General features: G+C 68.2%; 25 protein-coding genes. 15 read left to right on the forward strand and 10 right to left on the reverse strand.

Translation table 11 applies throughout. The annotated features are described in order from the left end of the window. Positions 1–286 precede the first annotated feature (286 nt). On the forward strand, positions 287–1651 hold the full coding sequence (locus NDI79_RS17910) for a cytochrome P450 (protein WP_310930022.1): 1365 nt from the start codon (positions 287–289) through the stop codon (positions 1649–1651). 6 nt (positions 1652–1657) lie between these two features. Here NDI79_RS17910 and NDI79_RS17915 read toward each other — a convergent pair whose 3' ends face one another. Both NDI79_RS17915 and NDI79_RS17920 read right to left on the reverse strand, forming a co-directional pair. Next, entirely contained in the window at positions 1658–2167 is a 510-nt protein-coding gene (locus NDI79_RS17915) for a 2'-5' RNA ligase family protein (protein WP_310930023.1), read from the reverse strand. Positions 2168–2215: 48 nt separating this feature from the next. After that, positions 2216–2413: a DUF7554 family protein gene (locus NDI79_RS17920; RefSeq protein WP_310930024.1), complete on the reverse strand. Its 198-nt coding sequence runs from the start codon at positions 2411–2413 to the stop codon at positions 2216–2218. A gap of 123 nt (positions 2414–2536) precedes the next feature. Here NDI79_RS17920 and NDI79_RS17925 point away from each other — a divergent pair, with 123 nt between their 5' ends. From NDI79_RS17925 to NDI79_RS17935, 3 genes are all read left to right on the forward strand, one after another. Continuing rightward, positions 2537–3670: an SPFH domain-containing protein gene (locus tag NDI79_RS17925; RefSeq protein WP_310930025.1), complete on the forward strand. Its 1134-nt coding sequence runs from the start codon at positions 2537–2539 to the stop codon at positions 3668–3670. A gap of 62 nt (positions 3671–3732) precedes the next feature. After that, positions 3733–3918 carry a hypothetical protein gene (locus NDI79_RS17930; protein ID WP_310930026.1) on the forward strand — a complete coding sequence of 62 codons (186 nt, stop codon included), beginning with the start codon at positions 3733–3735 and terminating at the stop codon, positions 3916–3918. A gap of 50 nt (positions 3919–3968) precedes the next feature. Further along, entirely contained in the window at positions 3969–4421 is a 453-nt protein-coding gene (locus NDI79_RS17935; protein ID WP_310930028.1) for a hypothetical protein, read from the forward strand. Positions 4422–4438: 17 nt separating this feature from the next. On the opposite strand, the gene NDI79_RS17940 is transcribed toward NDI79_RS17935, so the two are convergent. Beyond that, positions 4439–5521 (reverse strand): sulfite exporter TauE/SafE family protein, encoded by a 1083-nt coding sequence (locus tag NDI79_RS17940; RefSeq protein ID WP_310930030.1) that lies wholly within the window; start codon positions 5519–5521, stop codon positions 4439–4441. A 358-nt stretch (positions 5522–5879) separates the two neighbouring features. Between NDI79_RS17940 and NDI79_RS17945 the strand changes: the two genes are divergently transcribed. After that, positions 5880–6467, forward strand: coding sequence for an FxLYD domain-containing protein (locus NDI79_RS17945; RefSeq protein WP_310930031.1), 588 nt, complete (start codon positions 5880–5882; stop codon positions 6465–6467). Positions 6468–6587: 120 nt separating this feature from the next. Here NDI79_RS17945 and uvrB read toward each other — a convergent pair whose 3' ends face one another. Then, positions 6588–8684, reverse strand: a complete 2097-nt coding sequence (gene uvrB, locus NDI79_RS17950; protein WP_310930032.1) for an excinuclease ABC subunit UvrB — start codon at positions 8682–8684, stop codon at positions 6588–6590. 147 nt (positions 8685–8831) lie between these two features. Here uvrB and NDI79_RS17955 point away from each other — a divergent pair, with 147 nt between their 5' ends. Continuing rightward, positions 8832–9068 carry a hypothetical protein gene (locus NDI79_RS17955; protein ID WP_310930033.1) on the forward strand — a complete coding sequence of 79 codons (237 nt, stop codon included), beginning with the start codon at positions 8832–8834 and terminating at the stop codon, positions 9066–9068. Between the two features lie 72 nt (positions 9069–9140). Further along, the gene (locus tag NDI79_RS17960) at positions 9141–9401 is read left to right on the forward strand and encodes a DUF7553 family protein (RefSeq protein ID WP_310930034.1); all 261 of its coding nucleotides are present in this window, start codon (positions 9141–9143) and stop codon (positions 9399–9401) included. Positions 9402–9729: 328 nt separating this feature from the next. Here NDI79_RS17960 and NDI79_RS17965 read toward each other — a convergent pair whose 3' ends face one another. Next, positions 9730–10347: a transcription antitermination protein gene (locus NDI79_RS17965; protein ID WP_310930035.1), complete on the reverse strand. Its 618-nt coding sequence runs from the start codon at positions 10345–10347 to the stop codon at positions 9730–9732. Positions 10348–10442: 95 nt separating this feature from the next. On the opposite strand from NDI79_RS17965, the gene NDI79_RS17970 reads away from it, so the two are divergent. After that, on the forward strand, positions 10443–11972 hold the full coding sequence (locus tag NDI79_RS17970) for a stage II sporulation protein M (protein WP_310930036.1): 1530 nt from the start codon (positions 10443–10445) through the stop codon (positions 11970–11972). A gap of 115 nt (positions 11973–12087) precedes the next feature. Next, the gene (locus NDI79_RS17975; RefSeq protein ID WP_310930037.1) at positions 12088–14502 is read left to right on the forward strand and encodes an MEDS domain-containing protein; all 2415 of its coding nucleotides are present in this window, start codon (positions 12088–12090) and stop codon (positions 14500–14502) included. 187 nt (positions 14503–14689) lie between these two features. On the opposite strand, the gene NDI79_RS17980 is transcribed toward NDI79_RS17975, so the two are convergent. After that, entirely contained in the window at positions 14690–15550 is an 861-nt protein-coding gene (locus NDI79_RS17980; RefSeq protein ID WP_310930038.1) for a sulfurtransferase, read from the reverse strand. Between the two features lie 242 nt (positions 15551–15792). On the opposite strand from NDI79_RS17980, the gene NDI79_RS17985 reads away from it, so the two are divergent. After that, positions 15793–16656, forward strand: coding sequence for a sulfurtransferase (locus NDI79_RS17985; protein ID WP_310930039.1), 864 nt, complete (start codon positions 15793–15795; stop codon positions 16654–16656). A 24-nt stretch (positions 16657–16680) separates the two neighbouring features. Here the strand turns inward: NDI79_RS17985 and NDI79_RS17990 are convergent, their stop codons facing one another. Further along, the gene (locus NDI79_RS17990; protein WP_310930041.1) at positions 16681–17685 is read right to left on the reverse strand and encodes an AI-2E family transporter; all 1005 of its coding nucleotides are present in this window, start codon (positions 17683–17685) and stop codon (positions 16681–16683) included. A 156-nt stretch (positions 17686–17841) separates the two neighbouring features. Here NDI79_RS17990 and NDI79_RS17995 point away from each other — a divergent pair, with 156 nt between their 5' ends. From NDI79_RS17995 to NDI79_RS18005, 3 genes are all read left to right on the forward strand, one after another. Next, complete coding sequence (locus tag NDI79_RS17995; protein ID WP_310930042.1) at positions 17842–18990, forward strand: thiamine ABC transporter substrate-binding protein; 1149 nt, start codon at positions 17842–17844, stop codon at positions 18988–18990. Next, entirely contained in the window at positions 18947–20710 is a 1764-nt protein-coding gene (locus NDI79_RS18000) for an ABC transporter permease (protein ID WP_425499629.1), read from the forward strand. The genes NDI79_RS17995 and NDI79_RS18000 overlap by 44 nt, the downstream gene beginning before the upstream one ends. A gap of 271 nt (positions 20711–20981) precedes the next feature. Next, on the forward strand, positions 20982–22562 hold the full coding sequence (locus tag NDI79_RS18005) for an FAD-dependent oxidoreductase (RefSeq protein WP_310930044.1): 1581 nt from the start codon (positions 20982–20984) through the stop codon (positions 22560–22562). A 35-nt stretch (positions 22563–22597) separates the two neighbouring features. Here NDI79_RS18005 and NDI79_RS18010 read toward each other — a convergent pair whose 3' ends face one another. Next, entirely contained in the window at positions 22598–23314 is a 717-nt protein-coding gene (locus tag NDI79_RS18010) for a class I SAM-dependent methyltransferase (RefSeq protein WP_310930045.1), read from the reverse strand. A 102-nt stretch (positions 23315–23416) separates the two neighbouring features. On the opposite strand from NDI79_RS18010, the gene NDI79_RS18015 reads away from it, so the two are divergent. Both NDI79_RS18015 and NDI79_RS18020 read left to right on the forward strand, forming a co-directional pair. Beyond that, positions 23417–23869 carry a DUF2391 family protein gene (locus NDI79_RS18015; protein WP_310930046.1) on the forward strand — a complete coding sequence of 151 codons (453 nt, stop codon included), beginning with the start codon at positions 23417–23419 and terminating at the stop codon, positions 23867–23869. Between the two features lie 116 nt (positions 23870–23985). Beyond that, the gene (locus tag NDI79_RS18020) at positions 23986–24564 is read left to right on the forward strand and encodes a DUF7090 family protein (protein WP_310930047.1); all 579 of its coding nucleotides are present in this window, start codon (positions 23986–23988) and stop codon (positions 24562–24564) included. 48 nt (positions 24565–24612) lie between these two features. Here the strand turns inward: NDI79_RS18020 and NDI79_RS18025 are convergent, their stop codons facing one another. Further along, on the reverse strand, positions 24613–25437 hold the full coding sequence (locus NDI79_RS18025; protein ID WP_310930048.1) for a DUF7089 family protein: 825 nt from the start codon (positions 25435–25437) through the stop codon (positions 24613–24615). A gap of 85 nt (positions 25438–25522) precedes the next feature. Continuing rightward, positions 25523–25612 carry an adenosine deaminase gene (locus NDI79_RS23645; RefSeq protein ID WP_425499630.1) on the reverse strand — a complete coding sequence of 30 codons (90 nt, stop codon included), beginning with the start codon at positions 25610–25612 and terminating at the stop codon, positions 25523–25525. Positions 25613–25704: the final 92 nt, after the last annotated feature.

Below are 25704 nucleotides of genomic sequence, written 5' to 3' on the forward strand. Positions count from 1 at the left end.
GCCGAGTAGTATTCATTGTCGAGATAATCCGTTCGGTCGGTCGTCTTCCACCCGCGTCGGACGAATCGTCACCGACGGGCGAGTGAGACGGCGTCATAGAGGCCGGCGCACGTCACGGCTGATTCAACCGCACCGTACACAAAATGTCGATAAAATGTACCATGTCCGTCTGGCGCTTAAGCCTGTTGCCCGGTGGTGAGAACCGCGCTCGGACCGAATCCGACGCGCAAACTGTCAGATTTGCGTACATCCGAGACGTTCATACGTATCCAAGCTAAGCCCCCGCATGAGCATCCGACCGCCGGGTCCGAACGGCGTACCGCTGTTCGGGAGCGGACGGCAGTACGCGAAGGACCCGTTCACCTTCCTGACGCAGGTGTCGGAGTCGTACGGCGACGTGGTCCGGTTCGGACTCGGACCGCTGGACACGTACATGCTGACGAACCCCGCCGACGTCGAGCGGGTGTTGGTGTCCAACGACGCGCGCTATCGGAAGCCCGACTTCCAGGACGACGCGTTCGGGACGTTGCTCGGCGACGGACTGCTGTTGAGCGAGGGCGAACGGTGGCGAAAACAGCGCCGACTGGCGCAGCCCTCCTTCGCCCCCGGCCGCATCTCGGCGCTCGGCGAGACGATGACCGACCACGCCGAGTCGATGGTCGCCGGCTGGTCGGACGGCGAGGTGCGCGACGTGCAGTTGGAGATGGCCCGCGTGACGGTGAAGATAATCGTCGAGGCGATGTTCGGGTCGTCGCTGGACGACGAGCGGGTGAAAGCGGTTCAGGAGAACCTCGAACCCCTCGGCAAGCGGTTCGAACCGGACCCGATGCGCTTTCTCGTCCCCGACTGGGCGCCGACGCGGGAGAACCGCGAGTACGCCGAGTCCGTCGGGGTGCTGGAGGAGGTCATCGACGACGTCGTCTCGGAGCGACGCGGCACCGAGGACGACCCGGCGGCGGCCGTCGCCGACGGGGACGAAGGCGGCGCGCCGATGGACCTCCTGTCGGTGCTCCTGCGGGCGCAGGGGCGCGGCGAACAGACCGGCCGGCAGATACGCGACGAGATGATGACGATGCTCCTGGCCGGGCACGACACGACGGCGCTGACGCTGACGTACACGTGGTACCTGCTCTCGCAGCACCCCGAGGCGGAGGCCGAGGTGCAAGAGGAGGTCGAAGCGGTGTGCGGCGGCGAGACGCCCACCGCCGCAGACGTGCGGCGGTTCGACTACGTCGAGCGGGTGATTCAGGAGGCGATGCGGCTGTACCCGCCGGTGTACGTCGTCTTCCGCGAACCGAAGGTGGACGTGCGCCTCGGGGGGTACCGCATCCCGGCGGGGTCGGCCATCATGCTCCCGCAGTGGGTGGTCCACCGGTCGCCGCGGTGGTACGATTCGCCGGAGGAGTTCGACCCCGACCGGTGGCTCCCCGCCCGTCGCGCCGAGCGGCCGCGGTTCTCGTACTTCCCGTTCGGCGGGGGCCCGCGCCACTGCATCGGCAAGCGCTTCTCGATGATGGAGGCGCAACTCATCCTCGCGACGGTGGTACAGCAGTACGAACTCGACTACGTCCGGGACGAGCCGTTCAGCCTGCGGGGGTCGCTGACGATGCACCCCGAGGAGCCGATGGGAATGCGACTGCGCGAGCGGTAGGGAGAGTCAGAGCGGGATGCGCGCGGCGTCCTCGCGGTAGCGCCCGTCCCAGACGCGGACCTCCTCGACGGTCCAGCGGACGTCCTCCACTCTCCGCTCGGTGAGCGCTCTCGCGTCCTCGATTCGCCCGCCGCGGGCGAGCGTCACGTGCGGGGTGTAGTCGTCTCCCTCCATCTCGGGGACGGTGCCGAACTCGGCGCAGAGCCGGTCGTGCAGGTCGAACAGGCCGGGGCTGTCGATTGCGAGGTAGACGACCGGTCCCGACCCCTTGGTGGGTATCTCGAAGGCGCCGATGCCGTCGGTTCGCACCTCGAACGGGTCGACGCCGCGGAGCGTCCCCCGGAGTCGCTCGCGGAGGCGGGGCAGCGAGTCCGCGTCGTCGTCGAGCGACGTGTCGAAGCGCTTGACGACCAGCGAATGCCGCTCGCGGATGGAGTCGAACGAGGTCAGCGCCGGGTGGAGCTCCGAGGCGAGGCGTTCGACCCGGCCTGGAACGGGCACGTTGAGGCTGAACACGTCCGAGCGTCGGCGTCGGAGGGGAAAAGTCGTCTGTTCCGCGTCCGTTCAGATGCGGTCGAGCAACCAGAGGACGATGAGGGCGACGACGGCGATACCGAGGAGCGGTCGGAGGGGGCCGAGCAGGCCCGCGAGGATGCCGAGGACGCCGCCGACGATTTCGAGGACGAGCCAGACGACGACGAGGACGAGGACTAATCTGAGGAGGTCTTCCACGTCGAGTTTGCCGCGCGCGTCGGGGAACATGGCCGTCGAGTCGCACTCGGGGGCGAAGTGTCTTCCGGGGCGCCGGGTCGGGCCCGCGCGAATCGAGCCGAATCGGGGTCCGAACGGACGTACGCTTAATGCCGTCGACACTAAGGGACGACTATGGCAAACCTGTTCCGCGAACTCGGGCGCCTGTCCGCGAGCGGTCCCCCGGATTGGCTGATGTCCGGCGTTGCCGGCGTTCTCGCCGTCTTCGTCGCCCTCGCGGTGGTCGGGTTCAACCCGGCGGTCCTCCTCGGCGTCCTCGCCCTCGTCCTCGTCGTCGCCACGGTGTTCAGCGCCGTCGAGCTAGTGAACGCCTACGAGCGGACGGCGCTGACGGTGTTCGGCGAGTATCGGAAACTGCTCGAACCGGGGTTCAACCTCGTGCCGCCGTTCGTCTCGAAGACGTACCCGTTCGACATGCGGACGCAGACGCTGAACGTGCCCTCTCAGGAGGCCATCACCGAGGACAACTCGCCGGTCACCGCCGACGCCGTCGTCTACATCCGCGTGAAGGACGCCAAGAAGGCCTTTCTGGAGGTCGACGACTACCGGAACGCGGTGTCGTACCTCGCGCAGACGTCGCTGCGGGCCGTCATCGGCGACATGGAACTGGACGAGACGCTGTCGCGGCGCGACGAGATAAACCGCCGCATCTACGCCCAACTGAACGAACCGACGAACGAGTGGGGCGTCGAAGTCGAGTCCGTCGAGGTGAGCGAGGTGCGGCCCTCCCCCGGCGTGGAGAACGCGATGGAAGAACAGACCTCCGCCGAGCGCCGCCGCCGCGCCATGATTCTGGAGGCGCAGGGGAAGCGGCGCTCCGCCGTCGAGCAGGCCGAAGGGGAGAAGCAGTCGAACATCATCCGCGCGCAGGGGGAGAAACAGAGCCAGATTCTGGAGGCGCAGGGCGACGCCATCTCGACGGTCCTGAGGGCCAAATCCGCCGAGTCGATGGGCGAACGCGCCATCGTCGACAGGGGGTTGGAGTCGCTCCGCCGCATCGGGGAGTCGCCGTCGACGACGTACGTCCTCCCGCAGGAACTCACGAGTCTGTTAGGGCGGTACGGCCGGCAGTTGAGCGATTCGGACGTCCAGGAGTCGGCGGGGTTGGAGAGCCGGGAGTTCGACGAGGAGACGCGCGAACTCATCGGCCTCGACGACATCGAGGAGATTCTGGGCGAGGTGGAGGAGTTGGCGAACGGCGACGCCGGAGAGCGGGACGTCCACCTCGAAGAGACGCGGGAGCGGTAGGCGCGGCGGTACCCTGTCACTCCCGCACAAACTTTATGAACAATAGTTCATAATACGGAACCATGAGTCACGAGCGCGGACCGACCGGACCGGAGGGGGCGCCGGCACCGCGGCCGACGGCCGACGACGGCGTCGTCGCCCGAGTGTTACGGCACCTCCGGACGTGGTCGGAACGGTACGTCGAGATGCGCGTACGGGCGGTCGGCGGAAACGCGTCGCGGGGCGGAATCGAGTCGAGCGAACGGTAGCGCCCGAGAGCGGCCCATACGCCTTTCTCGTTGGGGGTTCGGGTTCGAGTATGAGCGACAGCGACGCCGACGGCGAGGGCGTGATGCTCGAGGGCGAGGAACCGTTCGACGCCGAGGAGCACCAGCGAATCGCCGTCGACTTCGACAAGACGCTGACGAAGGGCGAGGAGTCCTACATCACCCGACGCCCCGAGGACCCCGACGAGGAGATGGTCGAGTGGGTGAACTACCAGTACCGGCAGGGTCACACCATCATCGTCTGGACCGCCCGGCCTTGGGAGGCCGCACAGGAGACGGTCGCCCGCCTCACCGAGTGGGGCATCGACTGGCACGGCCTGCGGATGGAGAAGGGGCACGCCGACGTGTACGTCGACGACAAGGGGTCGACGCCCTCCGAGCAACTCCGCGAACACGGCTTCGACGGCGACGGCGACCTCGACGACGGCGAGGGGTTGGTCGACAAGGACAAAGACGGCGACGCCAACGACGCCGGAAGCCAGTAGAGAGGAGGGAAGTAGCCTCAGATGACGTTGCCCGCGGCCATGACGAACAGCGCGACCGAGATGATGGCGAAGAGGACGCCGACGAAGTTCTTGATGGTGTCCGTCTCCAAGGCGTTCGACACGTAGGGCGCTATCTGTCCGCCGAGAGTGGCGGCCGGGACGGTGAAGACCACCATGTTCCACGGCGTCGTCGCCAGACTGAGCGAGTGGCCGCCGACGAGTCCGCCGCCGAAGACGTGGACGAGGGAGGCGAGGATGGCCGTGAGGGCGACGACGATGTGGTTCGTGCCGATGGCGACGCGGACGGGCACCTTCGTTCCCAGCATCGAGATGATGCCGAGTTCGCCGACGCCGAACCCGGCGAGCCCTTGGAACAGACCGCCGATGCTGTAGTTGGCGAACCGACGGGTGTAGCCGCCGCGCGTGTAACTGTAGTCGTCGCCGTCGCGGTCGACGCGCGTCACGTTGCCGTCGGTGTCGGTGTCGACGCCGGCGGGACCGAGTTTCCCGTCGTCGTTCGGCAGGTCCGGGTCGACGGGGCCGCCGTCGGCGACGGCCTCGTCGCTACTGCCCGACTCGTCGTGCCCGAGGTCCGCGCGGAACAGCAGGTACGACGCCGCCAGGAGCGCCAGTCCGAGCAGCGAGTGGAACACCACCTCGGGGATGACGAACGACAGCAGAGCGCCGGCGACGACGAACGGGACGGCGCCGCCGACGAGCGTCAGCGCCAGTCGGCGGTCGACGAGGCCGTACTGGATGAACGCGATGGACGAACTCGACAGGCCGAACGCCTCGCTGATGAGACCGACCTTGACTATCGTCTCGGGTTCGAGGGGTGCGGCGAACAGCGGGAAGATGAAGATGAGAAACGGCACGAACAGCGCCGACCCGCTGATTCCGACGGTGTTGACGATAGTGGCGCCGAGCAGGAACGCCGGGAACAGCCACCAGAACTCCAGCCAGTAGTCCGTGCCGACGCTCCCCTGCGTGGGCGCGGCGATGAGGAGGATGGTGACGAAAACCACCGGCGCGAGGAGCACGAACACGTGTTGGTACTTGAGAAGCGTCTTCCGTAGGGGGTCCGAGGTGTCAGAACTCATGTTGGAGATCAGTGGTCGGCGCCGTCGGCGGTTCGCGCCGAGGGGTGCTGGGAGTGGACAGAGTCGTCGCTGGTCGCCGTTGCGTCGTGACCGCTGTTCATTCAGGAGAGCCCCCCCGTGGGGAACGGGACGCGGCGGTCGAGTTCGGCGCAGTCGTCGGCCGTGTCGCAAAGCATCGTGACCCGCCCGTAGCGACGAATCGGTGAAAAGTCTTGAGGTTGCAGTGGCTCTTAGAGACCTAGTACCAAACACATGCGCGTCTACGGAGCGCCCGTCTCGACCGGTCGGTGCGACTATTATTCACACATCTGGCCACTGATTTTAACACGGCTACGGCGCAATGTTTCACATCGATACGATGTTCCGTAGAAAGTTCGTCAAGGCGGCAGGTGCGACGATGGTCGGCGGTCTGCTCGCGGGATGTTCAGGTAGCTCCGGCGGGAGCACGGAGACGGGCACCGGGTCCGCTACCGGCACGGAGACGACCGACGGCATGGGCGAAGGCACGACCGAAGGGTCGGGCACCGGCACCGGAAGCGGCGACGCCCTCGATATCGACGGCGAGATTCTGGAGGACTCCCCGCCCGGTCTGGAGGTCACCGACCGCGAACTCTACCAGAACGCGAGCGCCGTCGGCTTCCGAGGGACGGTCTCGAACACGGGCGACGTGCCCTACGAGAACGTGCAGGTCCAAGTCACGCTTCAGGACGACCAGGGCGAGGTGCTCTACGAGTTCATCGACGAGGCCGAGACGGAGGCGACCCAGACGCTCGCACCCGATTCGGAGTGGGAGTTCGACGTGGTCTTCGAGGAGGCCAACATGGCTGAGGTCGCGAACTACACCATCGAACTCGACGGCGACCGAGCGGAGTCGCCCGGCGACGAGACGGTGAGCGACGGTACCGGTACGGCGATGAACGAGACGATGACGACCGAGAGTTCGTAAATCGCAGCGCGGTTCCGGAACGGTGCGGACCGCGCGGGAAACTGACTTCCGCGCGTCTTTCGCTTCTGAAGGAAGTTCGGCGCGAGAGCGGTGCGACCGTTCCGCTCGGCGTTCAGACGCTCAGAAGTCCTCGGGCGGGGCGAGACCGTCGTCCTCCAGCGGGTCGGCCTCCGGTTCGACGCCCTCGTCCGCCTCGAACGCGTCGAACTCCTCCCGTATCTTCCGCATCCGGTCGCGGATGTCCGCGGCGAGTTCGAACTCCAAGTTGTCCGCGGCCTCCTGCATCCGGTCTTCGAGGTAGTCGAGGCGTTCGCGCGCCTCCTCCTCGTTCGCCGGTTGCTCCGAGGAGGACCGCGAGGAGTCCGAGTCGCTGCCCGGCAGATTCGTCTCGCCGACTTCCTTCTCGATGGTCGTCGGTTCGTGGCCGTGCTTCTCGTTGAACTCGGTCTGAATCTCGCGGCGTCGCTGCGTCTCCTCTATCGCGGCGGCCATCGAGTCGGTCGTCTCGTCGGCGTAGAGGACGACCTCGCCCTCGACGTTGCGGGCGGCCCGCCCCATCGTCTGGACGAGCGTCGTCTCCGAGCGGAGGAAGCCCTCCTGGTCGGCGTCGAGGATGGCGACGAGCGACACCTCGGGGATGTCCAATCCCTCCCGCAGGAGGTTGATGCCGACCAGCACGTCGATGTTGCCGAGGCGCAGGTCGCGGATGAGTTCGTGGCGCTCCAGGGTGTCCGTCTCGTCGTGCATGTACGCCACGGCGACGCCCGCCTCTTCGAGGTACTCGGTGAGGTCCTCGGCCATCCGTTTCGTCAGCGTCGTCACCAGCGTTCGCTCGTCGCGTTCGATTCGCTCCGAGATGCGGTCCATCAGGTCGTCCACCTGCCCGGTCGCCTCCGATATCTCGACCTTCGGGTCGACGAGGTGGGTCGGGCGGACGATCTGTTCGGCTATCTGCTCGGAGTGCTCTCGCTCGTAGTCGCCGGGCGTCGCGGAGACGTACAGCGTCTGGTCGGTCTTCTCCTCGAACTCCTCGAACGTCAGCGGGCGGTTGTCGTACGCCGTCGGGAGGCGGAAGCCGTTCTCGACCAGCGAGTCCTTCCGCGCCTTGTCGCCCGCGAACTGCCCCCGAATCTGGGGGAGGGTCTGGTGGGACTCGTCGATGACGGTGAGGAAGTCGTCGGGGAAGTAGTCGAGCAGCGTGTACGGCGGGTCGCCGGGGTCGCGGTTCGACATGTGGACCGAGTAGTTCTCGATTCCCGAACAGTAACCCGTCTCCTGCAGCATCTCGATGTCGAACGTCGTTCGCTCCTCGATTCGCTGGGCCGCCACGAGGTCGCCCTGTCGCTCGAAGTAGCCGACTCGGTCCTCCATCAGGTCCTCTATCTCCGTAATCGCCCGCTCCAGTTGGTCCTCGGGGATGGAGTAGTGCTCCGCCGGGTGGACGATGACGGCGGGTTCGTCGGATTGGACCTCGCCCTTGAAGGGGTCGAGTTTCTGCATCCGGTCTATCTCGTCGCCCCAGAACTCGATGCGGACGGCGTAGCGGCCGTACATGGGGAACACCTCGACGGTGTCGCCGCGGACGCGGAACGTCCCCTGCTGGAAGTCGACGTCGTTGCGCTCGTAGTTCAGGTCGACCAGTTGGGCGAGCAGGTCGTCGCGGTCCATCGTGTCGCCCACCTCCAGACGGAGCGACATGTCGGTGTAGTTGTTCGGGTCGCCGAGGCCGTAGATGGCCGAGACGGACGCGACGACGATGACGTCGTCCCGGGTGAGAAGCGACCGGGTGGCCGAGTGGCGCAGGCGGTCTATCTCCTCGTTGATGGACATATCCTTGTCGATGAAGGTGTCCGTCTGCTCGACGTACGCCTCCGGTTGGTAGTAGTCGTAGTAGGAGACGAAGTACTCCACCGCGTTGTCGGGAAAGAGGTTCTTGAACTCCTCGTACAACTGCGCGGCGAGCGTCTTGTTGTGCGCGATGACCAGCGTCGGTTTCTGCACCTCTTCGACGGTCCAGGAGACGGTGTTGGTCTTGCCAGACCCGGTGACGCCGAGGAGCGTCTGCTTCTCCATGCCCTCGCGGAACCCCCGGGCCAACTGCTCGATGGCCTCGGGTTGGTCGCCGGCCGGGTCGAACGGGGCGTCGACGCGGAACCGACGGTTAGCGCCGGGACGGTCCGGAGTCAGTGCGCCGCCGGAACCGGACGAATCACTCATTGTCAGTTCGAGGGGACGGAGGCACTTTAGCCGCGCGGTCGCACCACTAAAACGGCCCGCAGCGGCGCCGAACGGGGGTGCAGGGAGGGACAGGGAAAAGTCTCTCGCCGGTATAATTAATCAAAGCCAGCTCTACGAATTTAATGTATGAGTCTGTTTGAATCATCGCAGTCGAACGCCGCAACGCAGCAGAATCAGCAGCAGCAGATAGAGGAAGCGAAGGGCACCGACCTCTTCCTCTTCGCGTCGCTGGCATCCATCGCGTTCTCGCTGTACGAGTACTACGTGCAGGGCAACACGGAGCGAGGCCTGTTCGTCGGCCAGTGGCCCCAGACGATACTCGCGATGGCGCTGTACCTCCGCCAGCGTCGCCAGAACAACTGAACGGCGCCCGTCGACTTCGACGAACGCCGCTCGACCGCCCGCTTTTTTACTCGGTCCGTCCACGGTCAGCACATGGCAGACGAACTCACCGCCGCGAGCGAGAAACTCCGGTCGGCCGCCGAAGCGGCCGACGGCGAGACGCGGGACCGACTCACCGAACAGGCCGACGCGCTGGCCGAACTCGCGGAGTCGGAACCGGACCACGGCCGACTCGACCGGCATATGAACATCCTCGCGGAGATAGCGCGCGAGACCGAAGGAGAGGTGAGCGACCGGACGACGGCCGCCCGCGACCACGTCTTCGAGTACCGCAAGGGCGTCGAGGGCGTCTGAGACTCGTTCACGAACCCCTCTGTTTCGAGTGGAAAACGGTGATAGTTCTCTTCAGTCAGATGTACGGAACTGAGTGACACGGTTTCAGCGGTGCGGTTACGAGGACGGTCACCGGCGACGAACGAGGTCCGAAGCGGTGCAGTGGAAGCGGAGGCGGTATCAGGGTGGCGGGAAGCGGAGGCGGTGCGGAGAGGTAACGTATCGTACCGCGAGGCGAGCGAACGAAGTGAGCGAGTCCTCGCGGCGGTTCTTTGGTCCAGCTTTCTTCCGGGGGTTCGAGCAAACGGCGAAGCCGTCTGCGAGGACCCTCGAAAAGAAAGGTGGGGGTTTAGCAGACGTTCTTCGGCTTCACGCCCATCGATTCTAAGGTCTCGACGTAGTCGTCGTACGCCGCCTCGACGACGGCGTCGGCCGCCTCGCCCGCGGCGTCCCAGTCGTCGTCGCTCTCGCAGACGTCGTCGAGAAGGTCGATGATTCGGTCGCGTTCGTCCTCGACGGCCGAGCGGAGCGTGCGGAACTCGTCGGCCGCCTTCGGGTCGGCGTCGCCGACGAAGAAGCCGACCATCTGCCCGACGTACTCGGAGACGACGAGGTAGCGCCCCAGGAGGCCGCCGACGCGGCCCGGCGTCCCGTCCTCGAACGCGAGGCGGTCGTACAGGTCGGGGTCGTCCCCGGGTTCGTACCCGTCGGGTTCGAGCGACTCGGCGCGGTCGCGCGTCTCCTCGGCGAGGTCCGCGAAGACGGGCGCGGCGTCGCCGTGTTCGGCCATCGCCCAGTCGTCAAGCACGTCCGCGACGGCGTGGTGGTCGGCCGCCGCGGCGGCGCGGACCGACGCGGCCTCCATCTCGCCGCCGGTCAGGGCGTACAGCGCCTTCGAGGAACCGAGGCGGGAGAACGCCGTCTCGTGGTCGTCGCGAACGCGGTCTGCGAGGTCGTCTCCGTTCATGCGACGCGGTAGGATACCTCGCCGCTTGTAGCCATCGGACCGCACGCGGCCGTCGAATCCCACATCGTTATGACGGCTCTCTGAGATATACGCCCGTGAACGTCTCCACGGCCCTCCGCGCCGGCGTCCGGATGCTCTCCGAGTACTCCGCGTCGGTCCTGCCGGTGTACCTCCTCGTGACCGGTCTGTCCGGCGTCGTCCGCGTCCCGATGGTGCTCGCCCTCCTCGCCGCCTTCGCCCTCGTCTCGCTCGACGGCCGCCTCGGCCGGGTGCTCGACATCGCGGGCGAGATTGATTTCGGAGAGGTCGAGAGCGGCGGAATCGAGGGCGGGACGGTCGACCCCGGCGCGATTCCCCCCGGACTCGGCGACGCCGTCGCGAACCTCTTCTCCCCGGAGGTGGCGGCGCTGGTCGGTCTCGGTGTGCTGGGGTCGCTTCTCCTCTCGTTCGTCATCTCGCCGGTGATGAACGCCGCGAGCGTCCACGGCGTCTTCGGACCCCTCCGCGGCGACGACGCCGTCCGGTCGGCTCTCCTCGGCGCCCGCGACGACTGGCTCAGTTTCCTCGGGGTTCAGCTCCTGCTCCTCGTCGCGCTGGCGGCCTCGGCCGTTCCGTTCGTGCTCCTGAGTCTGCTCGGGTCCGCACTGTCGCACGGCGGTGGAATCGCCGGCGCCGCCACCGTCCTCGGGACGCTGGCCGGCGCCCTGCTGTCGGGTCTGCTAGTGCTGGCCGTCCTCCTGCTGTTCGCCTTCGCCGAGCAGGCCGTCGCCGTCGACGGCCTCGGAGCGGTCGCGGCGGTCCGCCGAAGCGCGGGGTTCCCGTTCCGCCGTCCGACGGACTTCGTCGGCTACGTCGCCGTCGCCCTCGGCGCGCTCATCCTGGCGGGCGGCGTGGCGCTCGTCGCGTCGCTCGGCGGCGCGGCGCGGGTGAGTTCACTCCTCGGCGCCGTCCTCGTCCCGCCGGTGCTCGACGGCTTCAAGACCGCGCTGTACGCCGAACGCGACCTGCCGCGGCGGGAGACGCCGCCGCTCGGAGACCGGTTCCGAGCGGCCTACGGCGGCGGCCTGCGGGCGCTGGGCGCGTTCGTCCGCGAGCACCCGCTGGCGAACGCCGTCTCGGCCGTCTGCTTCGCCGGCGGCTTCGCGGGCGGGTGGGCGGCCACGTCGCCCTACGCCATCGAAGTACCGATAGAAGGGGAGATAGCCGCGGTGTTCGGCTCGTTCCCGCTTGCGACGTTCGTCAACCTCGCGGTGAACAACTGGCTCGTCGCGGCGGACGCGGCGTACGGGGGCGTCGTCTTCGGCGTCTCTTCGGTCACGAGCCTCGTGTTCAACGGCCTCGTCGTCGGGGCGCTCGGCGGGGTGTTCGACTCGCGGCTGTTCGCCGCACTCGTCGTCCCGCACGGCGTCATCGAGGTGCCGGCGCTCGTTCTCGGCGGCGGCATCGGCGTCTGGTTGGGCGGCGTCGGCCTGCGCGTCGCCGGCGGCCGGACGGGCGTCGACGGCCTCGCGGCGGCGGTTCGCCGCGCCTACCGCGTGCTCCTCGGCCTCGTTCCGCTGTTCGTCGTCGCCGCGTTCGTCGAGGCGTTCCTCACGCCGCGAATCGCGTCGCTGCTGGTCGGGTAGTCTACTCGACACGCGCGCGAGGCGGTCGAGCCCCGAACCGGGTCGAGTGACCGCGTTCGGTGAAATTCTTCGACAAGAGTTTTTGTGCTCGGGACGTTTTCTCACGGCAAGGCGAATGACCACGCTGCAGGGGAGCGGAGATAGGGAAGAGGAGACGACTCCCGGACGGACCGGCGAGAAGGCCGGAAGCGGTCGGACGCTTCGGCGGTCGACCGGACCGGGTCCCGCCGACCACGACCACGACGGCGGGCACCGAGCGCTCGTCTACGAGGACCGCGCCGAGCGGTTCGACGCCGTCGCGCCGTTCCTCCGCCGCGGCCTCGAACTGGGAGAACGGTGCCTCTACGTCGCGGACGAGGACGCTCCGGACGCCGTTCTCGCCGAACTGCGGGACCGGGGTATCGACGCCGACGCCGCGCTCGACTCCGGCGCGCTGACCGTGGTGACGCCGCCGGAATCGCGTCGACCGGGCGGGGAGTTCGACAGAGAGGCGATGCTCGAATTCTGGCGGGATAATATCGCGGACGCCGAATCCGACGGTCACGGTGGCCTCCGGGCGACGGCGGAGATGACGCTGGCGCTCGACGGCGAGTCGACTCCCGAGGGGTTGGTCGAGTACGAGGCGACGCTCGACTCCCTCGCCGCCGCCGACCAGTGCGCCCTCCTCTGTCAGTACGACCGGACGCGGTTCCCCGACGGCGTCATCGACGAAGTCATCGAGACGCATCCGCTGATCGCTCAGGGCGAGACCGTCTCGGAGAACGTCTACTACACGCCGCCCGAGGAGGTGCTCGGCCCCGACCGGCCGGGCGACAGGGTCGACCGACGGCTCCGAACGCTGCGGGAGCAGGCGGAGTCGAAAGTGGCCCTGCGCGACCACGAACGCGACCTGCACGCCCTCTACGAGGTCGTCGCGGACGTCGAAGGGACCTTCGAGGAGAAGCTCTCGGCCCTGCTCGAGTTGGGCTGTGAGCGCTTCGACATGGAGATGGGAGCGCTCGCGCGGGTCGACGCCGAGACCGACCGGTTCGAGGTCGAGGCGACGAACGGCGACCACCCCGACCTCGTCCCGGGAAGCGAGTACCCGCTCTCGGAGACGTACTGCCGCGCGACCGTCGCCGAGGGCGGAACCTGCGCCATCACCGACACCGGACCGTTCGAGGACGACCTCTGTTACGAGCGGTTCGGCGTCCGGACGTACCTCGGGACGTACCTCCCGTTCGACGACGCCGACGACCGGACGCTCTGGTTCGTCAGCCGACGGCCGCGCGAGGAGATTTCGACGGCCGACGAGGCGTTCCACCACCTCGTGGGTCAGTGGGTCCGCTACGAACTCGAAAAGCGACGGCAGAGCGACCAGTTCGTCGCGCTGGACGACCTCAATCGGACCGCCCGCGACATCAACGGGGAACTGGCCGAGCAGTCGACCCGCGAGGAAGTCGAGCGCGTGGTGTGCGACCGACTCGCCGAGTCGGAGTCGTACGCGTTCGCGTGGCTCGGTACCGTCGAGGGCAGCGACGTGGTACCGACGACCCGCGCGACCGACCGGGACGCCGCCGGACTGGCGGACCTCGGGACGGGCGGCCTCGCGGCCCGCGCGGCCCGGACGGGCGAACCGCAGGTCCTCCGCGACACCGAGGCGCGGCGCGATTCCGAACCGTGGCGGGAACTGGCCGGGCGGGGAATCACCGGCGTGGCGTCGGTTCCGGTCGCCTACGAGGACGAGCGCTACGGCGTGCTGACCGTCTACACGACCCGGGAACGCGCGTTCGACGCGAAGGAGCGGAACATCCTCTCGCAACTCGGCGAGATAATCGGGCTGGCCGTCGCGGTCATCGACCACGAACGGGAACTGGCGCACGAGCGCGAGCGACTGGAGTTTTTCAACCGCCTCGTCCGTCACAACCTGCTGAACGGCCTCAACGTGGTCAGCGCGCGCGCCGAACTCCTCGACGGCGCGGTCGATTCCGAGATGGCCCCCCACGCGAGGACGGTCCGGGAGCGGACGGAGGAGATGGTCGACCTGGTCGAGCAGATTCGGTCGCTGATGCGGGCGGTCGTGGAGACCGAAACGGAGGACCTGGAGGCGACCGACCTCGAAGGCGCGCTGGTCGGGAAGGTCGAACAGGCCCGGCGGACGTTCGGGGAGGCGGAGTTCGTCCTCGGAGAGAGCGTCGCGGACGCCGGCGCGGTGCTGGCGGACGACCTGCTGGGGGAGGCGTTCGAGAACCTGCTCGACAACGCCGTCCGGCACAACGACAAGGAGACCCCCCGCGTGGTCGTCAGCGTCGAGACGAGCGCCGAGGAGACGACGGTCCGCATCGCGGACAACGGTTCCGGCATCGACGAGGAAGTGAGAGAACGACTGTTCGAGAAGGGGGAGAAGGGCCTCGACAGCGGCGGGAGCGGGTTCGGACTCCACCTCGCGCGGGAGATAATCGAGTCCTACGGCGGAGCGATTCGAGCCGAGAGTCGGAGCCCGGAGGGAACGGTGTTCTCGGTGTCGCTGCCGCGAGCGACGGCCGACTGAGCGAACCGCCGTCGCGCCGTCACCGCCACCGCCGTCCCGTCGAACGGAGAGTCGGGACTCGCGGGCCTCGGCGTCGAACGAAAGAATCCGGAATCGAGGCGTCGGTTCGAGCGGCGTCGACCGTCGGTTGCTCGAAGCCGGCGGGAACGAGTTCCCGCGCGACGAACGCGCGGCGGTCGGTCGCCGCTTAGTTGCCCTTCTCGATGGGCGCGCCGACGAGGTTGCCCCACTCGGTCCACGAGCCGTCGTAGTTGACGACTTCGTCGTAGCCGAGCAGTTCGTGGAGCGCGAACCACGCGATGGAGGAGCGCTCGCCGATGCGGCAGTAGGCGACGGTGGTCTCGGAGCCGTCGATGCCCTGGTCGGCGTACAGTTCGCGGAGTTCCTCGGCGGACTTGAACGTCCCGTCGTCGTTGACCGTCGCGGCCCACGAGATGTTCTCCGCGCCGGGGATGTGGCCGCCGCGCTGGGCCGTCTCCTGCAGTCCCGGGGGCGCGAGAATCTCGCCGGAGAACTCCTCGGGCGAGCGGACGTCCACGAGGGGGAGGCCCTCGCCGATGGCGTGGTCCACGTCGTCGCGGTACGCGCGGATGGACTCGTACGGCCCCTTCGCCGAGTAGTCGACGGCGTCGAAGTCGGGTTCGTCCTCGCTCAGCGGGTAGTCGTTGTCAAGCCAGTAGTCGCGGCCGCCGTTCATCAGGCGGACGTCGTCGTGGCCGTAGTACTTGAACTGCCAGTAGGTGTACGCCGCGAACCAGTTGGAGTTGTCGCCGTACAGGACGACGGTGGAGTCCTCGGAGATGCCGTGGCTCCCCAGCAGGTCCTCGAAGTCCTCCTTGTCGAGGATGTCGCGGGTGGTCTGGTCCTGCAGTTGCGTCTCCCAGTTGAAGCCGATGGCGCCGGGCGCGTGGCCCTCGTCGTAGGCTTCGGTGTCGACGTCAACTTCCACGAGGCGGTGCTCCGGGTCGTCGGACTGGAACTCGTCCAGGCGGTCCTCCACCCAGTCCGCCGAGACGAGCACGTCCTTCGCGTAACCGTCAGTTGTCATTACATCCTCCCCTACGGGCTCCCCCGGCTTAATTCTCGTATCTACGGCGCGTACTGCCCATCATCACATGATGAGGAATATGTTGCCGACACATTCGCGTTCGTCGCGGGAGACGGTCGCCGCGAGAGAGACGGAGCCGGCGGCTCCGGAGAGTATCGGCAACAAAGTCCGTATTCTCTGACGCCCGGCGAACGACACCCCGACCGGCCGGGTTGAAGGCACCGCCGCGGTAACGTCGTCGCATGTACGAGCACATCGTCGTCTCCCCCGACTGGGTCGCGGCACGACTCGGGGCGGAGGGCGACGGGAGCGCGGACGGCGCGAACGACGGAGCGGACGAGGACGGAGACGAGAGCGCGGTTCGCCTCGTGGACGTGCGCGACGCCTGGGAGTTCGACGGCATCGGCCACCTCCCCGGCGCGGTCAGTATCCCGTTCGACGAGTTCCGGTCCTCGGAGGGTGAGGAGGGAATGCTTCCGGGCGAGGCGGCGTGGGAGTCGCTGCTGTCCGCCGCCGGAGTCGGACCCGACGACCACCTGGTCGCCTACGACGACACCCACGGCGTGTTCGCCGCGCGCTTTCTCGTCACCGCGGAGTTGTACGGCCACCCGACGGACCGCCTCCACCTGCTCGACGGCGACTACAGCGCGTGGAACCGCGAGCGCGAGACGACGACGGAGACGCCGGAACACGAGGAGACGGCGTACGAGGTGCGCGACCCCGAGCGGTCGCCGCTGGTCGGCTACGACGCCGTTCTGGAGAGTCTGGACGAGGAGGGCACCGTCGTCGTCGACACCCGCGAGGAGTGGGAGTTCGAGGAGAGCCACCTCCCCGGCGCGGTGAACCTCGACTGGCGCGAACTCGTCGACGACGAGACGCGCGGACTGAAATCCCGAGAAGAACTGGAGTCCGTCCTGGGGAAGGTCGGAATCGGTCCCGAGAAGCGCGTCGTCCTCTACTGCAACACGGCGCGGCGCATCAGCCACACGTACGTCGTCCTGCGGTCTCTGGGGTACGAAGACGTGGCGTTCTACGAGGGGAGCCTCACCGAGTGGGAGGAGCGCGGCGGGCCGACGGAGACGGAGAGCGAGACGGAAGCGGACTGACCGACACCGAACGCGCGAACCGGGCTATTCGGCGTCCTCGACGGACTCCGGGTGGAGTTCCGTCGACAGCAGCGACGCCGTCTCCACGAACAGGCCGACGACGAGGGGACCGGCGACGATGCCGACGGCGCCGAGCGTCAGCGCGCCGCCGAAGAAGCCGACGAAGTAGAGACTGCCCGGGATGTCGGCCGTCTTGCGGGCCAAGCGCGGGCGGATGAGCACGTCCGGAAGCCACGCCACCACCACCCCGCCGACGACGACGACGAGAATCGCCTGCGTCACCTCCCCGATTAGGAGGTGGTACGCCGCCAGTCCCCCGAGGAGGAAACTCGGGCCGACGATGGGGATGAACTGGAGGATGGCGGCGACGGTGGCGAGCGTGACGAACGGGTCGTAGCCGAGGAGGAGAAAGACCGGGAGCGCGAGGGCGAAGGTTCCGGCGGCCGTCGCCGCCTGGAGGACGTAGATGGCGAACAGCGTCTCGCGCACGCGGCGGTTCATCGCCCGAGCGACGCCCTGGTAGGAGGTGGGAACGAGCGCGAGGACCGCCCGGCGGGCGTCCTCGCCGTGGACGAGCAGCGAGTAGACGACGAAGACGAACAGCGTCGCCTTGACGAGGAGGACGGGCGTCGCGACCGCCAGGAGGCCCGCCAGCGTCCGGAAGAATCCGAGAACCACCGGAACCAGTTCTTCGAGCGTGAGGCGGTAGACCATGCCGAACAGTTCGACGACGACTTCGTCGGGGAGACGGCGGACGAGTGCGACGAGCGAGTCGTACCGGAGGTAGACGACGACTACCAGCGGAAGGAGCACGAGCGACGCCGCGAGGAACGCGGCCGTCGTGGCGAGTCCGCTGGCGACGCGGAGCGACCGGCCGCGGCGGACCAGCGCCTGCCGAAGCGGCCAGAGCACGTACGCGACGGTGACGGAGAAGAACACCGTCCCGAGCACCGAGCGGAGGAGGAACGCGGCGGCGACGCCCGCGAGGATGAACAACCCGCCGAACACGTGCCGACGTTCGAGAGTCACGACTGGTAATGTAGGGGAACGCACAAAGTCGTTCCTCACGGAGTATCAGGCCCGCGACGTCGACGGAACGGTCCGAGCGGGCGCGGAAATGCGAGCGTCGTCGCACGTGACCCGCGATGGCACGCGTTAAGTATCACCGGGTGAAACTACCCGGTCATGAGACGACGAAGCTTCCTTGCGGCGGCGGGCGCGGGCGGCGTCGCGGCGCTCGCCGGGTGTACCGGCGGGGGCGACGGGACGGCGACGGAGGGTGGGACGGAGGCGGGCAGCGAAACCGGGGGAGACACCGGGACCGACGGGACGACGACGGGTACCGCGGGCGGAGAAGTGCCGGAGTTGGTCGTCGGCACGTACGGCGCGTTCGTCGACGCGCCGAGCACGAGTCCCGGACCGTGGCTGAAGGAGACGTTCGAGTCGGAGTTCGACGCGACGCTCCGCTACGAGACGCCCGACAGCGAGGTGAACTACTACATCGAACGCGCGCTCCGAAACGTGGACATCCCGGCGGACCTCTACGTCGGCCTCGACGTGAACATGCTCATCCGCATCGACGAGAACCTCGATTCGGGGCTGTTCGCACCCGTCGACGGCCTCGACCGGCGCGACACGGTCAAAGAGTCGCTGGAGTTCGACCCGCGGGGCCGCGCCGTCCCGTACGACACGGGCTACATCTGCATCGTCTACGACGAGACGTTCGGCGACGGCGGGTTCACCGCGCCGGAGACGTTCGACGGACTCCTGCGCGAGCAGTATTCGGGCGACCTGCTGACGCAGAACCCCATCTCCAGCGCCACGGGCAAGGCGTTCCTGCTCCACACCATCAAGGCGAAGGGCGAGGACGGCTACCTCGACTACTGGGGGAACCTCCAGGAGAACGGCGTGCGCGTCCTCGAGGACTGGACCACCTCCTACACAGCCTACTCGAACGGCGAGGCGCCGATGGTCGTCTCCTACTCCACCGACCAGGTGTACGCCCACGAGGAGGGCGAGGACTTGGCGAAGCACCAGTTGCGCTTCCCGAACGGGCAGGGCTACGCCAACCCCGAGGGGATGGCGATGTTCGAGGGCACCGACCGACCCGAACTCGCGCGGACGTTCATGGACTTCGTGCTCAGACCCGAGGTGCAGGCCGAGATAGCCGTCCGCAACGTCCAGTACCCCGCGACGACGACGGCGGAGTTACCCGAGTCGTTCGCGCGGTACGCGCAGGAACCGCCGGAAGCGGTCACGTTCAACTACGACACGCTCCGAGACAACCTCAGTGAGTGGACCTCCGCGTGGGAACGGCAGTTCGTCGGGAACTAGCGTGCGCCGCGCCGTCGACGCCCTCCGGCGGTGGGGCGAGCGCCGCGCGCTGACCGCCGTCGCCCTGCTGACGGCCCTCGTCCTCGGTCTGCTCTTCTACTACCCCGTCGGCACCGTCTTCGTCGACGCCGTGTACGCGGGAGGCGAGTGGACGCTCGGACCGCTCGCCGACGTGCTCACCGACCCCTTCTATCGGGAGATATTCCGGTTCACCGCGTACCAGGCGCTGCTGTCCACCGCCGCCTCCGTAGCCCTCGGCCTCCCCGGCGCGTGGGTGCTCGCGCGCTTCGACTTTCGAGGACGGGAGACGCTCCGGTCGCTCACCATCCTCCCGTTCGTCATGCCCTCAATCATGGTCGCAATCGGCTTCGTCGCCACGTTCGGCCGGACCGGGACGCTGAACGCGGTGTTGGGGGCGCTCGGACTGCCCGAGGTGACGCTGCTGTACTCGCTGCCCGCCATCGTCGTCGCGCACGCCTTCTACAACGCGCCGCTGGTGACGCGGGTGACGACGGCGGTGTGGGAGAGCGTCGACGCCTCGGCGGTGGAGACGGCGCGGACGCTCGGCGCCTCCCCCCGGCGCGCCTTCCGCGACGTGGTGCTGCCGCAACTCCTCCCCGCGATAGCCGTCGGCGCGACGCTCACCTTCATCTTCACGTTCGCCTCGTTCCCTATCGTCCTCGCCCTCGGCGGCTACCAACTCGCCACCGTCGAGGTGTTCATCTACTCGCGCGTCCAGAACCTCGCGTTCGCGGAGGCGGCGTCGCTGGCGGTGGTGGAGACGGCTCTCTCGCTCGGTCTGACCTACGGCTACCTCCGGTACGAGGCGCGGATGTCGTCGAGCGGTCGGGGCGCGCGCCCGCAGCGTCGCCGCCCCCTGTGGCCCGCGTCGTGGACGCAACGCGCCGCCGCGACGCGACTCGCCGTGGCCGGCTACGGCGTCGTCGTCCTCCTCGTGTTCGTCGCGCCCGTCGCCTCGATGCTCCTCGCCAGCGTCACGGGTCCGCAGGGCGGATTCACGCTCGACCACTACCTTTTCTTACTGGAACGTCAGCAGACGGGGACGAGCTACCAGGTCAGACCGCTCACCGCGGTGCGCAACTCCCTCGTCTTCGGCCTCGGAACGCTCGCGCTTGCGCTGCCGATGGGCGTCGTGACGAGCGTGCTGACGACGCGTGACTTCCGGGGGCGGAAGGTGCTCGACGCGCTCCTGATGGCGCCGCTGACCGTCTCGGGCATCGTCGTGGGGTTGGGAATGCTCCGCGGCCTCGTCTTCGGCACCGTCGTGTTCGGCACTCGGATACAGGTGACCGGCGCCCTGGCCGTCGTCGCCGCCCACGCCGTCGGCGCGTACCCGTTCGTGACGCGCACCGTCGCCCCGCTTCTCGGCGGCCTCGACCCGCGACTCGTCGAGTCCGCGCGGACGCTCGGCGCGAGTCGCGTCCGGGCGCTCCTCGACATCGAGTTACCGCTCGTCGCCGCCGGCGTCGTCGCCGGCGCGGCGTTCGCCTTCGCCATCAGCATCGGGGAGTTCGACTCGACGGTCATCCTCGCCGAAGGGTCGAGCAGCTACACGATGCCCGTCGCCGTTCAGCGCTACCTCGGGCGACGCCTCGGCCCGGCGACGGCGATGGGCTGTGTCCTCCTCGCCGTCACCGGCCTGAGCTTCGTCGTCATCGAGCGCTTCGGCGGACGGACCGGCGGCCGAGGCGGGTTCTGAGCGCCTGGTCTCCCCCGATTTCCTTCCGTCGCGTACCGGCGACCCGCCGGAATCCGATGGGAATCGGTAACGTCTCCACCGGAAACGGAGGGGTTCGACGGAGGTGGGGTGAGGTGGGGTAGAGTGGAGTGAGGTGGGGTAGAGTGGAGTGAGGTGTGGGGTAGGGCGGGATAGAGTGGAGTGAACTGGAGGAGGGCCGGGCGTGACGGCCAGCAGACGTTTTCCGTCGGGGTCGCTACCTGACCTACCTCGCCGCGGGCGGGGCGCACCCATGTCTTCTAACAACTCACCCACAGAGCGGGACGAATCGACCGCCGAACGGGACGCCTACTGGTTCCGCACGGCGTCCGGACCGCCGTACGACCCCCTCGAAACCGACGTGCGCGCGGACGTCGCCGTCGTCGGCGCCGGCATCGCCGGTCTCACGGCGGCGCTGGAACTCGCGGAGGCCGGCCGCGACGTCGCCGTGATCGAACGCGACCGCGTCGGCGAGGGCGTCACCGCCCGGTCGTCGGCCAAGGTGACCTCCCTGCACGGCTTCCGGTACGCGAGTCTCGTCGAGGAGTTCGACGAGGAGACGGCACGCGGGTACGCCGCGGCGAACGAGGCGGCCGTCGACTACGTCGAACGGCGGTGCGAGGCGGCCGACGCGGACGTCGGATTCCGCCGTCTCCCGGCGTACTCGTACGTCGAGGACGACTCGGAGCGCGAGACGGTGGAGTCGGAGTTCGAGGCCGCTCGACGGGCGGGTCTGTCGGCGTCGCTGGTCGAGGAGATTCCCGTCTCCGAGGACGCCGTCGGCGCCGTCCGGGTCGACGACCAAGCGCAGTTCGACCCGCGGGCGTACCTGTTCGCCCTCGCCGAAGCGGTCGACGACGCCGGTGGCGTCGTCTTCGAGCGGACGCGGGCGACGGACCTCGACGCGGGAGAACCGCACCGCGTGCGGACCGAACGCGGGAACGTCGTCGCCGACGACGTGGTCGTCGCCACGCACTTCCCCGTCTTCGACCGCGGGGGCTACTTCGCCCGGCAGACGCCGAAACACTCCCTCGTCGTCGGCGTCCGCGTCGCCGACCCGCCGACGGAGGCGCACTTCTACCGCGAGTCCGAGCCGTACCTCTCGATTCGGTCGGCGGGCGCGAGCGCCGACGACGAACCCATCGTGCTCGTCGGCGGGCAGAGCCACCAGACGGGGAAGGGCGGGAGCGTCCGCGAGCGCTACGAGCGGCTCGAACGGCAGGCCCGCGAGCACTTCGACGTGGAGTCGGTGGAGTGTCGCTGGTCGACGCAGGATTTCACCCCCATCGACGACCTGCCGTACGCCGGCGAGATGGGTCCCGTCTCCGACGGCGTCTACGTCGCCACCGGGTTCGACGGGTGGGGGATGACGAACGGCACCGCCGCGGGGCGAATCATCGCGGACCTGATTCGAGACGAACCGAACCCGCACGCGGACGTGTTCGACCCGAACCGGTTCAGCCTCTCCGCCGCGGGCGACTTCGCGAAGGAGAACGCAGAGGTGGCGAAGTCGTTCGCCGGCGACTGGGTGACGAAACCGCGCGCCGAGGAGGTTCGGAACCTCGACGTCGACGAGGCGACGGTGCTCCGCGAGGGGAGCGACGTCCGCGGCGTCTACCGCGACGACGGGGGCGACGTGCACGCCGTCTCGGCCGTCTGCCCGCACATGGGCTGTCTGGTCGAGTGGAACGACGGCGACCGGACGTGGGACTGCCCGTGTCACGGCTCCCGGTTCGACTACGAGGGCGGCGTCGTCGACGGCCCCGCCGTCGAGGACTTGCCGTCGGCGCCGGAGTCCGAGTCGGACGGGTCGGCGCCCGAGTCGGACGACTGAGCGGCGGGTCGGGCGACAAAAGAGGGAGCCGGACGCTACGGCGCGACGCCGACGGTCAGGAGCGTTCCGAGCGTGCGGTAGCGTTCGACCATCGCCTCGCGCGTCTCCCAGTCGTCCGTCGGGAACGCCTCCGCGGGAGGAATCTCGATGTCGTCGTCCGGGACGTTGTCCTGCTCGGCGACGTGCAGGCCCGCCTTCCGGAACGCCTCGCGGTACTCGGGACCGGACCACCGCGTCATCTCCACGGAGATACGGTCCTGCCAGGCGTGCGAGGCCTCGTTCTCCTCGTAGTAGTTCACCGCGCAGAAGAACGTCCCGCCGGGCGCGAGGATGCGAGCTATCTCTTCGAGGGTGTGGTGCGGGTCCGCGGCGTAGTAGAACGCCTCCATCGAGAACACGTGGTCGACGCTGTCGTCCGCGAAGGGGAGTTCGTCGAAGTCGCCGACGAGGAAGCCGATATCGCCGAGTTCGGCCTCGTCGGTATCTTCGGCGGCCCCGCCGTCGGTGGTGTACGACCGGGCGTTGCGCGCCATCTCGGGCGCGCCGTCGAGGCCGTACACGCGGCCCGCGCCCTTCGTCTCGCGGAGGGCGCGGCCGGCGTACCCGCTTCCGCACCCGAGGTCCAACACCACGTCGCCGGGTTCGACGGGCATCCGCGCGAGGACGTGCTTCGCGGTGTGCCAGTGGCGGTCCTCCATCCCCTTGTCGCGGCCGTCCGCGGCCCACGCGTCGAACTCGTCTCTGACGCTCATACCGTCGCGTCGGCGTCGGGCGACTAAGTCTGTCGGGTTTCGTGTCGCCGGGACGGAAGAAAGGTCGGGCCGCTTATACCGAGGCGCCGCCAGCATCGGAGTATGGTCGGAGTACGCCGCCGGTTCGCGCTCGCGGACACGGCCCAACAGGTCGTCGGGGGGTTCCTGCTCGCGGGGCCGTTCGTCGTGACCGAGGAGGTGTGGAGTCTCGCGCGGAGCATGTCCGCCGTGCAGGGAGCGCTCACCGCCGTCATCGTCTTGGTCGTCGGCTACGGCGCCCTCTACAAGGCCGACGACAGGGACCCCGACAGGGAGAAAGACGTCCTCGGGGTTCCGATTCGGTTCGTCTCGCTCATCCTCGTCTCCTACCTCTCGGTGTTCATCCTCGCCCTGGCGTTCGACGCGCCGGGGACGTTCCTCGAAGACATGGCCGCCAGCGACGGAACCACCTTCCTCGGCTTCCAGCGGGAGATGTTGGCGACGACGCTGAAGGCGACGAGCATCGGTGCGGTGTTCAGCGTCATCGGCGCCGCGACGGCCGACACCGTCTTCTGAGCGGCGGTGCCGCGGCGCTCGGACCGATTCTTTCAGGCAGCTTCTCGGTCCGGGAATCGACGGATGCGACGGAGACTCACCCGCAGTCTTAAGGTCACTCGGTCGGAGTTTCCGACATGGATTACACCCTCGCCATCGAGAACGCCCCGGAGACGATTCCGGGCGGCACAGGTATTCTTCTCCTGCATCCGAGCATCGGCGAGACGGACCGTATCGACACCGACTTCCTGAAGACCGACACCGACCACTTCCTCGTCATCTCCACCCGAACGACGGCCCGCGAAGTCGAGCAGAAACTCGAACACTACGACGTCGACGAGTCCCGCGCGGTCATCCTCGATACGCTCTCGGTCGAACGCGGCTACTCCCGACGGAGTTCCGAGAACGTCCACTACGTCTCCTCGCCCGACGACCTGGACGGCATCGTCGAACAGACGCGGAGCTTCCTCGAATCCCACGAGGGGAAACTCCGCGTCAGCGTCGACTCCGTGACGGAGATGGCGTACTACGCCGACGTCGACGGCGCGTTCGAGGCGACGGAGCGACTGCTCGACTTGCTCGACGAACACGAGGCAGTCGGCCTGTTCCACCTCTCGAACGAGGTGCACGAGGAGGAGACGATAACGCGGTTCCGCGACCTGTTCGAGGGCGTCGTCGAACTCGACGTCGACGGCAGCGTCACCTGCGAGTTCTGAGACCGGAGCGGCGAACGGACGCCGGAGCGGTCGCGGCGGGAGGGGACGTTACTCCTCGACCGTCCCTCCGCTCTCGGCGGTTCCGCCGTCCTCCTCGCCCAACTGCTCGAACGTCTTCGTCGCCCAGCGGACGCCGTAGCTCGGACCGTACTCGACGTACGCCGCGGTGTCGAGGGCGGCGAACGGCGCCGGCAGGTCGAGGCCGTGTTTGACGGCCGAGCAGGCGTACTCGGTCGCCTCCGCGAACGAGGTTCCGCCGCGGGCGACGGCGCGGGGCAGGGTGTCGAGGCGGCCGGTCAACCGCTCGCCGGCGTCGACCCACGCGCCGTGCAGTCGGGGGTGCGTCTCCTCCCACGAGGCGAACGTCTCTCGGGTCTGGAGACCGAGCCACGCCTCGTACAGCGCCGCGGCAATCTGGTAGACGTCGTTCGGCGGAAGGGGGACGGCGGCGTCGAGTTCTCGGTAGTGTTCGCCGAAGAACGGGAGGCAGTGCTCGGGCGCGTCGGTGCCGAGTTGGACGAACGCCTCCGCGAACAGGAAATCGAGGAAGTCCGTCGGCGTCCCCTCGGCGCGCTTCTTGGCTATGACGGCGGGCGGGACGGTCTGTCGCGTCCAGACGACGGTTCCGTCGCCCGGCATTCCGATGGTAAAATCGCTGCCGGCGTAGCGGACCAGGAGCGCCGGCGCGTCCTCGGGCAGCCACTCGGCGGGGTAGGATTTCGGGTCGAGCGAGTCGGCGACGAGTCCGAGGTCCTCCGCCGCGGCCGGCGGAATCGTCTCGAAGTCGGCGTCGGCCGAGAGGACGAGCGAGTCGGGCGCGTGGTCGGCGCGGACGGCCGCCACGTCGTCGGCCAGGTCGAGAGATTCGAACATGGTCCCCGTTCGGGCCCCGAACCCTTCAGCGGTGCGTTCGCCGGTTCGTCGAGCGTACCCGCCTCGGTCGGAGGCGGTGTCTCCGCTATCCGAACGCGAGAATAGCGAGCAATGCGATGGCGAGAACCGCGGACACGCCGACTGTACCGATGACGATCTTCGTCGCTTGGCTCATGATGTCACGCTGAGAGCGCTGGCGCTTAAAGGCTTCAATATCGGCTAGCGCGGTCCCGTTCGGTACCGTCGAGCGAAGGAGAGAGGACGGAG

This window comes from Halogeometricum sp. S3BR5-2, assembly GCF_031624635.1.
In the GTDB taxonomy this organism is placed as follows: Archaea; Halobacteriota; Halobacteria; order Halobacteriales; family Haloferacaceae; genus Halogeometricum; species Halogeometricum luteum.